The sequence below is a fragment of the Pseudomonas sp. KCJK9058 genome, assembly GCF_046230975.1.
In the GTDB taxonomy this organism is placed as follows: Bacteria; Pseudomonadota; Gammaproteobacteria; order Pseudomonadales; family Pseudomonadaceae; genus Aquipseudomonas; species Aquipseudomonas alloputida.
Window position 1 is genome coordinate 1 of the sequence record NZ_JBJJLR010000085.1, and the last position, 11,080, is coordinate 11,080.

The window sequence follows — 11,080 nt, forward strand, 5'->3', positions numbered from 1 at the left end:
TGTGCTGGCTTTGCTGGCCTCTTCGCGGGTAAACCCGCTCCTACAGGGGATGCGGTTGCCTGTAGGCGCGGGTCTGCCCGCGAGGAGGCCGGGGATGCGGTTGCCTGTAGGCGCGGGTCTGCCCGCGAGGAGGCCGGGGATGCGGTTGCCCGTAGGCGCGGGATTGCCCGCGAAGAGGCCGGGGATGCGGTTGCCCGTAGGCGCGGGTTTGCCCGCGAGGAGGCTGGGGATGCGGTTGCCCGTAGGCGCGGGTTTGCCCGCGAGGAGGCCGGGGATGCGGTTGCCCGTAGGAGCGGGTTTACCCGCGAAAGGGCCGGGCCTGCATTCAAAGCTTTCTGGATGAGTCCAGCTGCATCAGGTAGCTGGGCCCGCCCAGCTGGCTCATCTGCCGGCGAATCCAGCCGGCCCGGCTGGCCACGTAGGCACTCGGCCGGCTGGCACTCCATTTGATGGGGCTAGGCAGCACCGCAGCCAGCTGCGCCGCCTGCTGGCGGCTGAGCCGGCTGGCGTCGACACCAAAGTGATAACGCGCCGCCGCCTGGGCACCAAACACGCCCTTGCCCCACTCGGCGCTGTTCAAATAGACCTCGAGAATCCGCTCCTTCGACCAGAACAGCTCAATCAGTGCGGTGAACCAGGCCTCCAGCCCCTTGCGAAACCAGCTGCGGCCTGACCACAGAAACAGGTTTTTGGCCACTTGTTGGGTCAGGGTGCTGGCGCCGCGAATGTTGCCACCGCGCTCGTTGTGGGCCAACGCCGCCTGAATGGCCGGGAGGTCGAAGCCCCAGTGGTTGGCGAACTTCTGGTCCTCGCCAGCAATGACTGCAACCTTGAGCTCATCGGAGATGTTCTCCCATGGCTCCCAGTCGCGCTGCAGGTCGATCGGTTCACCATTCACCCAAGACTGTACCTTGCGCTCGACCATCAGCGCCGTGCCGGGCGGTGGTACCCAGCGGAACACCAGCACCAGCACGATGCTGCCGGCAACGAACCAGAGCAGGGCGCGGGAGAGGCGACGGATAAGCGTTGACAGCATGTCGATGGCTTGGCCCTAAGGGTGGAAGGGGCCATTATACAGACCCGATACAAGGAGTCGTCCCATGCTTCGCAGCTTCCTGATGCTTGCCGCCTTTTTTGGCTTTACCGGTGTCGCCCTGGGCGCCTTCGCCGCTCATGGCCTGAAAAACCGGCTGACGGCTGACTACCTGGCAATCTTCCATACCGGCGTGACTTACCAACTGGTCCATGCCTTGGCGATCTTCGGCGTTGCGGTGCTCTCGGCGCACCTGCCCGGGCGCCTGGTCGGGTGGGCTGGCGGCCTGTTTGCGTTGGGCATCGTGCTGTTCTCCGGCAGCCTGTACCTGCTGACCCTCAGTGGCCTTGGCAAGCTTGGCATCATCACCCCGATTGGTGGCTTGTGCTTCCTTGTCGGCTGGCTGTGCCTGGGCCTGGCAGCCTGGCGGCTGGGTTGACCGAGTGGTCCACAATCACGACTAATGGCGCGCACCGCCCTTGGGTTGCAGGGCGGTTCGGCGCTAGAATGCTGGCCCCAAAGAACAATGGTGGCCGTGCGCATGCGCATTAAATTGAACGGTGAACCTTACGAACTGCCTGCCGGCGAAAGCGTTGCAGCCCTGCTGGCGCGCCTGGAACTGACCGGGCGCCGTGTTGCAGTGGAACTGAACCTGGATATCGTGCCGCGTAGCCAGCACGACAGCACGCTGCTGAATGACGGCGACCAGGTCGAAGTGGTCCACGCCATCGGTGGCGGCTGACAGCAGCCCGGCGGTTCACAAGCAAGCCCTGCAACCTTTTCCCGAGGAACAACGATGAGCAACGTTCGTAGCGACAAGCCCTTCACCCTGGCCGGGCGTACTTTCCAGTCGCGCCTGCTGGTCGGTACCGGCAAGTACCGTGACATGGAAGAAACCCGCCTGGCCACCGAGGCCTCGGGTGCCGAAATCGTCACCGTCGCTGTGCGCCGCACCAACCTTGGCCAGAACGCGGGCGAGCCGAACCTGCTCGATGTACTGTCGCCCGACAAGTACACCATCCTGCCGAACACTGCAGGCTGCTTTGACGCGGTGGAAGCGGTACGCACTTGCCGTCTGGCCCGCGAACTGCTCGATGGGCGCAAATCGCACGAGTCCCGGACGCTGGTGAAGCTGGAAGTGCTGGCCGACCAGAAAACCCTGTTCCCCAACGTGATCGAAACCCTCAAGGCCGCCGAAGTGCTGGTCAAGGAAGGTTTCGATGTCATGGTCTACACCAGCGACGACCCGATCATCGCCCGTCAGCTGGCCGAAGTCGGCTGCATCGCGGTCATGCCGCTGGCTGGCCTGATTGGCACCGGCCTGGGTATCTGCAACCCCTACAACCTGCAGATCATCCTGGAAGAATCCAAGGTTCCGGTGCTGGTCGATGCTGGCGTGGGTACCGCATCCGACGCCACCATCGCCATGGAAATGGGCTGTGAGGCAGTGCTGATGAACTCGGCCATCGCCCACGCCCAGCAGCCGGTGCTGATGGCTGAGGCCATGAAACACGCCATTGTCGCGGGTCGCATGGCCTACCTGGCCGGCCGTATGCCGAAGAAACTCTATGCCAGCGCCTCTTCGCCGCTGGATGGTCTGATCAAGTAAGAGCAACTGATGACTGAATCGCACGATACGCCGATCACCCCCGACGGCGAAGCCCGCCCACACCGCCGCATCAAGAGCTTCGTGATGCGTGCCGGGCGCATGACCGAAGGCCAGCAACGCGGCCTGGACCAAGGCGGCCCGCTGTACATCCTGCCACTGGCTGACAGCCCGGTGGACTACGACCAGGTGTTCGGCCGTTCGGCCCCGCGCACCTTGGAGATCGGCTTCGGCATGGGCCATTCCCTGCTGGAAATGGCCGCTGCCGCACCTGAGCAGGATTTCATCGGTGTGGAAGTGCACCGCCCGGGTGTTGGCGCGCTGCTCAATGGCGTGCTGACCCAGGGGCTGAAAAACCTGCGGGTGTATGACTGCGATGCCATCGAAGTGCTGAACCGCTGCGTGGCGGATAACAGCCTTGATCGCCTGATGCTGTTCTTCCCAGACCCATGGCACAAGGCGCGTCACCACAAGCGCCGCATCGTCCAGCTGGAGTTCGCCGAGCTGGTACGTCGCAAGCTCAAGCCTGGTGGTGTGTTCCACATGGCCACCGATTGGGAGCCGTATGCCGAGTACATGCTGGAAGTGATGAGCGCAGCTCCTGGCTATCGCAACCGTGCGGCAGACGGCACCTATGTGCCGCGCCCCGAAGAGCGCCCGATCACCAAGTTCGAACGCCGCGGTGAGCGGCTGGGGCACGGGGTGTGGGACTTGAAGTTCGAGAAGGTGGATTGAGCGGCTGATACGGGCTTCTCGATGTGCCGATGCCTGCAGGAATGCAGGCGAAAAAACCGCCTTGAGAAGGGCGGTTTTTTCTTTGTAGGAGCGGGTTCACCCGCGAATACGGTAGTGGCGGCAACGGTGAACGGCGGGTGGAGATTGGCCAGCAGGGCCGGCCCTTTCGCGGGTGAACCCGCTCCTACAAGGGCCCGGGGCCATTGGCTCAGCCTCGGCGATCCGCCACCACGCCAATCAATACCAGCACCACCAGCAACACAGGCGCCAACGCATAGTTGTTGAACTGGCTGAGCCCCTTCACCACCCACGGTGTGGCATAGATCAGCGCAGCACCGCTGCCGATCATCACCATCAGCGCCATGAACGGCACGCGCAGGGCGCCCGCTAGGCCGCCCAGGCGCTGCTCGGCCCAGGCTTTGACATCGGTGCCGAACAGCACCAGCAGGCAGCCTACCAAGGCCAGTGAAATCTCCGACAGGTTGCTGCGGCTCCAGCGGGAAACCGTCGCGAGCAGATCAAGTACCAGATCCATGGGTCATCCTTAGGTCAAGAAATACTGCAGCAGGTCATTGAGGAACAACTGGCCCCTCGGCGTGGCTACCAGTCGATCCAGTTCGACCTGCAAAAGGCCCTTTTGTTCGGCGGCGCGGCGTGCTTCCTGCAGCTGTGACAGTGGCAAGCCGGTGCGTTGGGTGAACAGTTCGGCTTCCACGCCATCGGTCAGGCGCAGGGCGTTCATCAGGAACTCGAACGGCAGTTCATCGACTGGCAGCAGCTTCTCGCCGGCCTTGAACGGCTTGGCCAGGTTCAGGTAATCCTTGGGCAGGCGGGTCTTCCAGGTACGCAGGATGCGCCCGTCGGCAAAGGTGAGCTTGCCGTGAGCGCCAGCGCCAATGCCGATGAAGTCACCGAAGCGCCAGTAGTTGAGGTTGTGGCGGGCGGCGCGGCCTGCCTGGGCGTAGGCCGATACCTCGTACTGGCGGTAGCCGTGCTCGGCCATCAGCGCTTGGCCGGCTTCCTGAATATCCCAGAGGATGTCGTCTTCGGGCAGCTCTGGCGGCTGGTTCCAGAACACCGTGTTCGGCTCCACGGTCAGCTGATACCACGACAGGTGTGTCGGCCCCAGATCGATGGCCTGGCGCAGGTCGCCCAGCGCGTCGTCCAGCGACTGGTCGGGCAGGCCGTGCATCAGGTCCATGTTGAAATTGTCGAAACCGGCCGCGCGCGCCATGTCGGCGGCCCGCACCGCTTCGTCGCCATTGTGGATGCGCCCCAGTGCCTCCAGCTTGGCTGGCTGGAAGCTCTGCACGCCGATCGAAAGACGGTTGATACCGGTCTGCCGGTAGGCCTTGAACTTGTCCTGCTCGAAGGTGCCCGGGTTGGCTTCGAGGGTGATCTCGATGTCTGGCGCGAACGGAATACGTTGCTCTATGCCACGCAGTAGCCGGCCAAGGGCGTTGGCACTGAACAGGCTTGGCGTACCGCCACCGAAGAAGATCGAGCTGATCGGGCGACCTTGTACGGCAGCCAGTTCCTCGTCGAGGTCGTCGAGCAGGGCTGTGACGTAGGCATCTTCCGGTAGTTCAGGCCCGGCTGCGTGGGAGTTGAAGTCGCAATAAGGGCATTTGCGTACGCACCACGGAATGTGGATGTACAGCGCCAGCGGCGGCAGGCTGCTAAAGCCTGCCGCGCCGGGGGGCGACAGCATTTCGATCATGCCAGGCCCAGACGTTTGCGCAGCAGGGCCATGGCACGGGCGCGGTGGCTGAGCTGGTTCTTGTCTGCTGGGGCTAGATCGGCGCTGGAGCAGTTGCGCTCCGGTACCCAGAACAGCGGGTCGTAGCCAAAGCCCTGCTCGCCGCTGGCCTCGAACAGGATGCGCCCGTGCCACAGGCCTTCGCACAGGATCGGCAATGGGTCGTCGGCGTGGCGCACCAGCGCCAGAACGCAGACGAACTGTGCACTGCGCTCAGCTTCAGGCACGTCTTTCAAGGCTTCGAGCAGCTTGGCATTGTTTGCCGCGTCACCTTTGCCGTCGGCATAACGCGCCGAGTAGATGCCCGGCGCGCCGCCGAGGAAGTCCACTGCCAGGCCAGAGTCATCGGCCAGGGCCGGCAGGCCGGAAATGCGGGCGGCGTTGCGCGCCTTGAGGATGGCGTTCTCGACGAACGACAGGCCGGTTTCTTCCGGCTCCACCTGGCTGAACTCACCAATCGAGCGCAGTTGCACGGAATGGCCGAGCATGGCCTGGAGTTCCTTCAGTTTGCCGGCATTGTGGCTGGCCAATACGAGTTGCTGGAAATTCATCATTCGCCTGGGAACACTTCCTGGTTGAAGCTGAGAGAGTTGCTGATGCCGCCGGTTTCGATGGTCAGGTCGAAGGTGACGGTTTCTGGTTGTTCGATCTTGAACTGGGCGATGTAGTACACCGCGCCCGGTTCGGTAATCTGCTTGAACGACAGCGGGCTGATGCGCCCGGTCAGGTCTCTGACCTTACCGCTGACCAGTGCTGGGGTGGGCTTGCCGGCCTTGAGCACGGCAATGTTGAGCACGCCCTGGTTCTTGCTGCGAACCAGGCCGGTGGCCGCGGCCACCTCGGGTGTGAGCATGCTGGAGGTGAATGCGCTGTAGTGCACCGTCACGTCGCCAAATACCTCCTTGCGCTCGGGGCGTGCGGCATCGGCAGCCAATACTGGCAGGGCCAGGCACAGGCTGATCAGGAACAGGGCTAGGCGACGCATGGTGCGATTCCTCCGGTGGGCGTCAGACCGCGAGCTGATGCTCTTGCAGGCCCGGACTGCTGACGCGGTAGATGCCGATCTCACCTAGAAGATTAGGCCATAGCCGGCCACCCCACCCGTTGCGGTGCAAGTGGTCGACCGCCAGGCGGTCGAGTACCTTGGCTCGGCGTTCGTGCACAAGTTCTTCGAAGTCGGCGAAGGTGCAGAAGTGGATGTTCGGCGTGTTGTACCAGGTATACGGCATGAAGTCCGATACCGGCATGCGGCCTTTGGTCGCCAGGTACCAGCGGCAGCGCCAGTGGCCGAAGTTCGGGAAGGTGATGATGCACTGACGGCCCACTCGCAGCATTTCGTCGAGGATGCGGTCGGGGTATTCCACGGCCTGCAGGGCTTGGGTCATGATCACCACGTCGAAGCTGTTGCTGGCGAAGTTGCCCAGGCCTTTGTCCAGGTCCTGTTCGATGACGTTGACGCCCTTGGCCACGCAGGCGGCGATATTGTCGGCGTCGATTTCCAGGCCGTAGCCGGTGACCTGTTTGCGGTCACGCAGCGAGGCCAGCAGTTCGCCGCTACCGCAGCCCAGGTCGAGTACCCGGCTGCCGGCGGGGATCCAGTCGTGGATGATTTCCAGATCGGCTCTCATGCTGTCCTCAGATGGCAATGCGGTTCATGTAGTTCGAGAAACCCTGCATGTAGCGAGGTGTGGGGATCAGGAAGGCATCGTGCCCGTAGGGCGAATCGATCTCCAGGTAGCAGACGTTCTTGCGCGCGGCCATCAGCGCGTCGACGATCTCGCGCGAACGGGCCGGAGAGAAGCGCCAGTCGGTGGTGAACGACATGATGCAGTAGTCTGCCTTGACGTGGGCCAGGGTGGCGGCCAGATCACCACCGTGCGTGGCGGCCGGGTCGAAATAGTCCAGTGCCTTGGTCATCAGCAGGTAGGTGTTGGCGTCGAAACGGCCGGAAAACTCCTCGCCCTGATAGCGCAGATAGCTTTCGACCTGGAACTCGACGCTGTGGAAGTCGTAGTTGAGCTTGTCGCTTTTCAGCTCTCGGCCGAATTTTTCACCCATCGAATCATCGGACAGATAGGTAATGTGGCCGACCATGCGTGCCAGCATCAGGCCGCGCTTGGGGATCACGCCCTGGTCCTGGAACGAGCCTCCATGGAACTCAGGGTCGGTAAGAATGGCCTGACGCGCCACCTCGTTGAAGGCGATGTTCTGCGCCGACAGCTTGGGTGCCGAGGCAATGTCGACGCAGTGGCGTACGCGCTCGGGGTAGGTCATCGTCCATTGCAGCGCCTGCATGCCACCCAGGCTACCGCCGACGATAGCTGCCCACTGCTGGATGCCCAGGCGGTCGGCCAGCCGTGCCTGGCTGTGCACCCAGTCTTCCACGGTCAATACCGGGAACTCGGCGCCATACGGTTTACCGGTGGCTGGGTTGACACTGCTGGGGCCGGTGCTGCCGTTGCAGCCGCCGAGGTTGTTCAGGCTGACCACGAAGAAGCGGTTGGTGTCGATCGGTTTGCCAGGGCCGATGCAGCTGTCCCACCAGCCCGGCTTGCGGTCGGTGGCGGCATGGTAGCCAGCGGCATGGTGGTGGCCGGACAGGGCATGGCAGATCAGCACGGCGTTGCTCGCGCTGGCGTTCAGGGTGCCATAGGTCTCGTAGACCAGTTCGTAACTGGCCAGTGAACGGCCACAGGCCAGTGCCAGCGGTTCATCGAACCGGGCGGTTTGCGGTACTACCAGACCGACGGAATCTTCGGGAAAGACAGTTGACATCGACCCTGCTCACGCTTGACGGAGGCGTAAGTCTAAAGAGCGCTACCCCCAGCGGCAAGCAAAGGCTTGCGACTGGGGGCACGCTGGCTCTGGCGAGCCTCAGATCATTCGCCACAGCTCTTGAGGCATGCCCGCGTAGGCGGCCAGCGGAGGCATGACAAACGACTGGATCACCTGGATCGCCAGGAAGGCGAAGATCGGCGAGATGTCCATGCCGCCCAGGTTTGGCACCAGGCGGCGGAACGGCGCCAGCACGGGCTCGCTGATCTGGTAGGCCAGTTCGGCCGCCGGGTTGTGGCTGTTGGGGGCAACCCAGGAAACGATCACCATGACGATCATCGCCACCCAGAAAATCTTCAGGAACAGCGAGGTGATGCCGATGATCGCCCACATCAGCAGGTGCAGGACGTCGCCGAAGGTACCGTAGGTGACCATCAGCACAAAGCCCATCAGCAAGGCCTGGATGACCACCGCCAGCAGTAGCGACGAGGTATCCAGCCCGCCAACGCTAGGGATGATCCGGCGGATCGGCTTGAGCAGCGGTTGGGTGGCACGAACGGCGAACTGGCACAGCGGGTTGTAGAAGTTGGCCTTGACCAGTTGCAGCACGAAGCGCAGCAGGACGACGACCAAGTAAAGGCTGACCAGGGTTTGCACCACGAAAATCGCGGCGCCTGACAGTGCATTCATCTAAAGCTCCTTATTTGCCCAGTTGTTCGGCCAGCTCGGCGGAGCGCGTGGCTGCAGCCTGCAGCGCCTGCTCGACGATGGCTTCGAAGCCGCTGGCCTGGAACGACTTGATCGCCGCTTCCGTGGTGCCGGCGGGCGAAGTGACGCGGCGGCGCAGTTCAGCGGCATCGACATCGCTTGCAACTGCCATGCGCGCGGCGCCCAGGGCCGTCTGCAAGGTCAGTTGGGAGGCCGTTTCGCGTGGCAGGCCGAGTTTTTCGCCTGCCGCGGTCATGGCCTCGATTAGCAGGAAGAAGTACGCCGGGCCACTGCCGGACACAGCTGTCACGGCGTCCAGTTGCTGTTCTTGCTCCAGCCACAGGGCGGTGCCCACGGCCGACAGCAGTTGTTCGGCCTGCTGACGCTGTTCGCCGGACACTTCAGCGGTGGCGTACAGGCCGCTCACGCCTTGGCGCAGCAATGCCGGGGTGTTGGGCATGCAGCGCACCACCGGGCGAGCGCCCACCCAGCTTTGCAGGCTGGCGCACGTGATGCCGGCGGCGATTGAAACGATCAGCTGGCCATCCTGCAGGTTGGGTTGCAGTGCCTGACATACGGTTTTCATGACTTGTGGCTTGACCGCCAGCACGATGACGTCAGCGCCATCGATGGCCTGGGCGTTGTCCTCGAAGGCTTCAATGCCGTGCTCGGCCTGGATGCGACTGCGGGTCTCGGCGCCCGGGTCGCTGGCGCGGATCTGCGAGGCGTCCAGGCCCTGGGCACGCAGACCACCGATCAGGCTGGCGGCCATGTTGCCGGCGCCGATAAAGGCAATACGTGTCTTGCTCATGTCAGGTCCTTGTGGAAAAGAGTGAGTGAAGCATGGAATCAGGTGTTGCCGTAGTCGCGGGCGCCGAACAGGGCCGTGCCAATTCGTACCCACGTCGCGCCCTGGGCGATAGCCGCTTCCAGGTCGTGGCTCATGCCCATGGACAGGGTGTCCAGGCCAAACCCCAGGCCTTCCTGCAACTTGCGCAGGCTGGCGAAGGCGGCCTCCTGGGTGGCGCGGTCTTCGGTGGGTTCCGGGATTGCCATCAGCCCGCGCAGGCGCAGGTTGGGCAGTGCGGCTACGGCTTTGGCCAACGCGGGTAGGTCGACCGGGGTGCAGCCGGATTTACTGTCTTCGCCGCTGACGTTTACCTGCAGGCAGATGTTCAGCGGCGCCAACCCGGCAGGGCGCTGTTCCGACAGGCGTTGGGCAATTTTCAGGCGGTCCACGGAATGCACCCAGTCGAAATGCTCGGCGATGGCCTTGGTCTTGTTCGACTGAATGGGGCCGATGAAGTGCCAGATCAAGGGCAAGTCGCTGAGGGCCTGCTGCTTTGTCAGTGCTTCCTGTAGGTAATTCTCCCCGAAGTCGCGCACACCGGCGGCATGGATCTCGCGGATAGCGCTGGCGGGCTTGGTCTTGCTCACGGCCAGCAACTGGACGCTGGCCGGATCACGCCCGACTGCCTGGGCAGCACTGGCGATACGGGCGGAAATCGCGGAAAGGTTGTCTGCTAGGGTGGACATGGATCGATGCCGGCAGCTGTAGGGTCTGCGGCATTCTACCTGCTTGAAGGCCTTTGGGGAGTCTCATGGATGTGACCGACCTATTGGCCCGAGCTGTGGATGCGGGGGCTTCAGACCTGCACCTGGCGACGGGCCAGATTCCGATGCTGCGCCTGGATGGCGAGTTGCAGCGTATGGGCTTGCCGCCCTTGAGCCAGGGTGCCTTGAACGAGGGCATGGCGAGCGTGCTGGATGATGACCAGCGCCGGCAGTGGGCCCAAGGCGACGAAATGGACCTTGCACTGGAGTTGCCGGCGCTTGGGCGCTTTCGGCTGAACCTGTTTCGCCAGTTGAATGGCCCGGCGGTTACCTTTCGGTTGATTCCGGGGCGTATTGCGACGGTGAGTGAGCTGGACCTTGCGGATGTGTTTCAAGCTGTTGCGCAATGTCGGGATGGCTTGATCCTCGTGGGCGGGCCGACCGGCAGTGGCAAGTCCAGTACCCTGGCAACGCTACTCGACCAGCTGAACCGCGAGCGGGCGCTGCACATCATCACCCTGGAAGACCCTGTCGAGGTTATCCATGCCAGCCAGCGCAGCCTGGTCAACCAGCGTGAGATGGGGCGCCATAGTCGCGGCTTTGCTCAGGGGCTGCGCAGTGCGCTGCGCCAGGACCCGGACGTGATCATGATCGGCGAGTTGCGCGACCTTGAAACCATTCGCCTGGCCCTGCGCGCGGCCGAAACCGGGCACCTGGTGCTGGCAACCGTGCATGCGCGTTCGGCGACCAGCAGCATCGACAGGTTGGTGGAGGTTTTTGCTGCCGAGGAAAAGCCGTTGGTGCGGGCGATGCTGGCCGAGTCGCTGCGCCTGGTGGTCGCGCAGGTGCTGGTCAGGTGCGTGGGGGGTGGGCGGGTGGCTGCGCGGGAAGTGCTGGTGGCGACGCCGGC

14 protein-coding genes and 1 pseudogene are annotated in these 11,080 nt (G+C 63.5%); 5 read left to right on the forward strand and 10 right to left on the reverse strand.

What is annotated here, in order from left to right; translation table 11 throughout:
• Window positions 1-325 precede the first annotated feature (325 nt).
• A pseudogene (mtgA, locus tag ACK59Z_RS25275) lies at window positions 326-1,071 on the reverse strand (monofunctional biosynthetic peptidoglycan transglycosylase).
• Between the two features lie 29 nt (window positions 1,072-1,100).
• On the opposite strand from mtgA, the gene ACK59Z_RS25280 reads away from it, so the two are divergent.
• From ACK59Z_RS25280 to trmB, 4 genes are all read left to right on the forward strand, one after another.
• Window positions 1,101-1,472 carry a DUF423 domain-containing protein gene (locus ACK59Z_RS25280; protein ID WP_010955645.1) on the forward strand — a complete coding sequence of 124 codons (372 nt, stop codon included), beginning with the start codon at window positions 1,101-1,103 and terminating at the stop codon, window positions 1,470-1,472.
• Between the two features lie 102 nt (window positions 1,473-1,574).
• Window positions 1,575-1,775 carry a sulfur carrier protein ThiS gene (gene thiS, locus ACK59Z_RS25285; protein ID WP_003249090.1) on the forward strand — a complete coding sequence of 67 codons (201 nt, stop codon included), beginning with the start codon at window positions 1,575-1,577 and terminating at the stop codon, window positions 1,773-1,775.
• A 54-nt stretch (window positions 1,776-1,829) separates the two neighbouring features.
• A complete protein-coding gene (locus ACK59Z_RS25290) occupies window positions 1,830-2,642 on the forward strand; it encodes a thiazole synthase (RefSeq protein ID WP_003249091.1) in 813 nt (270 codons plus the stop codon).
• A 9-nt stretch (window positions 2,643-2,651) separates the two neighbouring features.
• Window positions 2,652-3,374, forward strand: a complete 723-nt coding sequence (trmB, locus tag ACK59Z_RS25295; RefSeq protein WP_004575478.1) for a tRNA (guanosine(46)-N7)-methyltransferase TrmB — start codon at window positions 2,652-2,654, stop codon at window positions 3,372-3,374.
• A 208-nt stretch (window positions 3,375-3,582) separates the two neighbouring features.
• Here the strand turns inward: trmB and ACK59Z_RS25300 are convergent, their stop codons facing one another.
• The 9 genes from ACK59Z_RS25300 to ACK59Z_RS25340 all read right to left on the reverse strand — a co-directional run bounded on the left by ACK59Z_RS25300 (window position 3,583) and on the right by ACK59Z_RS25340 (window position 10,152).
• The gene (locus tag ACK59Z_RS25300; protein WP_003249095.1) at window positions 3,583-3,909 is read right to left on the reverse strand and encodes a DUF3392 domain-containing protein; all 327 of its coding nucleotides are present in this window, start codon (window positions 3,907-3,909) and stop codon (window positions 3,583-3,585) included.
• 9 nt (window positions 3,910-3,918) lie between these two features.
• Window positions 3,919-5,094 carry a radical SAM family heme chaperone HemW gene (gene hemW / locus ACK59Z_RS25305; RefSeq protein ID WP_108190332.1) on the reverse strand — a complete coding sequence of 392 codons (1,176 nt, stop codon included), beginning with the start codon at window positions 5,092-5,094 and terminating at the stop codon, window positions 3,919-3,921.
• The gene (gene rdgB / locus ACK59Z_RS25310; RefSeq protein WP_004575480.1) at window positions 5,091-5,687 is read right to left on the reverse strand and encodes an RdgB/HAM1 family non-canonical purine NTP pyrophosphatase; all 597 of its coding nucleotides are present in this window, start codon (window positions 5,685-5,687) and stop codon (window positions 5,091-5,093) included. Before rdgB ends, hemW begins: the two co-directional genes overlap by 4 nt.
• Window positions 5,684-6,118, reverse strand: a complete 435-nt coding sequence (locus ACK59Z_RS25315; RefSeq protein WP_012053961.1) for a DUF4426 domain-containing protein — start codon at window positions 6,116-6,118, stop codon at window positions 5,684-5,686. Before ACK59Z_RS25315 ends, rdgB begins: the two co-directional genes overlap by 4 nt.
• A 22-nt stretch (window positions 6,119-6,140) precedes the next feature.
• The gene (gene metW, locus ACK59Z_RS25320) at window positions 6,141-6,761 is read right to left on the reverse strand and encodes a methionine biosynthesis protein MetW (protein WP_003249106.1); all 621 of its coding nucleotides are present in this window, start codon (window positions 6,759-6,761) and stop codon (window positions 6,141-6,143) included.
• A gap of 7 nt (window positions 6,762-6,768) precedes the next feature.
• Window positions 6,769-7,908: a homoserine O-acetyltransferase gene (locus tag ACK59Z_RS25325; RefSeq protein ID WP_003249108.1), complete on the reverse strand. Its 1,140-nt coding sequence runs from the start codon at window positions 7,906-7,908 to the stop codon at window positions 6,769-6,771.
• Between the two features lie 99 nt (window positions 7,909-8,007).
• On the reverse strand, window positions 8,008-8,598 hold the full coding sequence (locus ACK59Z_RS25330; RefSeq protein ID WP_108190333.1) for a YggT family protein: 591 nt from the start codon (window positions 8,596-8,598) through the stop codon (window positions 8,008-8,010).
• A 10-nt stretch (window positions 8,599-8,608) separates the two neighbouring features.
• Complete coding sequence (gene proC / locus ACK59Z_RS25335) at window positions 8,609-9,427, reverse strand: pyrroline-5-carboxylate reductase (protein ID WP_004575483.1); 819 nt, start codon at window positions 9,425-9,427, stop codon at window positions 8,609-8,611.
• Window positions 9,428-9,465: 38 nt separating this feature from the next.
• On the reverse strand, window positions 9,466-10,152 hold the full coding sequence (locus ACK59Z_RS25340; RefSeq protein ID WP_047603634.1) for a YggS family pyridoxal phosphate-dependent enzyme: 687 nt from the start codon (window positions 10,150-10,152) through the stop codon (window positions 9,466-9,468).
• Between the two features lie 65 nt (window positions 10,153-10,217).
• On the opposite strand from ACK59Z_RS25340, the gene ACK59Z_RS25345 reads away from it, so the two are divergent.
• On the forward strand, window positions 10,218-11,080 hold an 863-nt coding region (locus ACK59Z_RS25345; RefSeq protein ID WP_409293936.1), incomplete at its 3' end, for a type IV pilus twitching motility protein PilT.

Coding starts and splice junctions, on each gene's coding strand:
- ACK59Z_RS25280 (WP_010955645.1), top strand. CDS start 1,101: ATGCTTCGCAGCTTCCTGATGCTTGCCGCCTTTTTTGGCTTTACCGGT.
- thiS (WP_003249090.1), top strand. CDS start 1,575: ATGCGCATTAAATTGAACGGTGAACCTTACGAACTGCCTGCCGGCGAA.
- ACK59Z_RS25290 (WP_003249091.1), top strand. CDS start 1,830: ATGAGCAACGTTCGTAGCGACAAGCCCTTCACCCTGGCCGGGCGTACT.
- trmB (WP_004575478.1), top strand. CDS start 2,652: ATGACTGAATCGCACGATACGCCGATCACCCCCGACGGCGAAGCCCGC.
- ACK59Z_RS25300 (WP_003249095.1), bottom strand. CDS start 3,909: ATGGATCTGGTACTTGATCTGCTCGCGACGGTTTCCCGCTGGAGCCGC.
- hemW (WP_108190332.1), bottom strand. CDS start 5,094: ATGATCGAAATGCTGTCGCCCCCCGGCGCGGCAGGCTTTAGCAGCCTG.
- rdgB (WP_004575480.1), bottom strand. CDS start 5,687: ATGATGAATTTCCAGCAACTCGTATTGGCCAGCCACAATGCCGGCAAA.
- ACK59Z_RS25315 (WP_012053961.1), bottom strand. CDS start 6,118: ATGCGTCGCCTAGCCCTGTTCCTGATCAGCCTGTGCCTGGCCCTGCCA.
- metW (WP_003249106.1), bottom strand. CDS start 6,761: ATGAGAGCCGATCTGGAAATCATCCACGACTGGATCCCCGCCGGCAGC.
- ACK59Z_RS25325 (WP_003249108.1), bottom strand. CDS start 7,908: ATGTCAACTGTCTTTCCCGAAGATTCCGTCGGTCTGGTAGTACCGCAA.
- ACK59Z_RS25330 (WP_108190333.1), bottom strand. CDS start 8,598: ATGAATGCACTGTCAGGCGCCGCGATTTTCGTGGTGCAAACCCTGGTC.
- proC (WP_004575483.1), bottom strand. CDS start 9,427: ATGAGCAAGACACGTATTGCCTTTATCGGCGCCGGCAACATGGCCGCC.
- ACK59Z_RS25340 (WP_047603634.1), bottom strand. CDS start 10,152: ATGTCCACCCTAGCAGACAACCTTTCCGCGATTTCCGCCCGTATCGCC.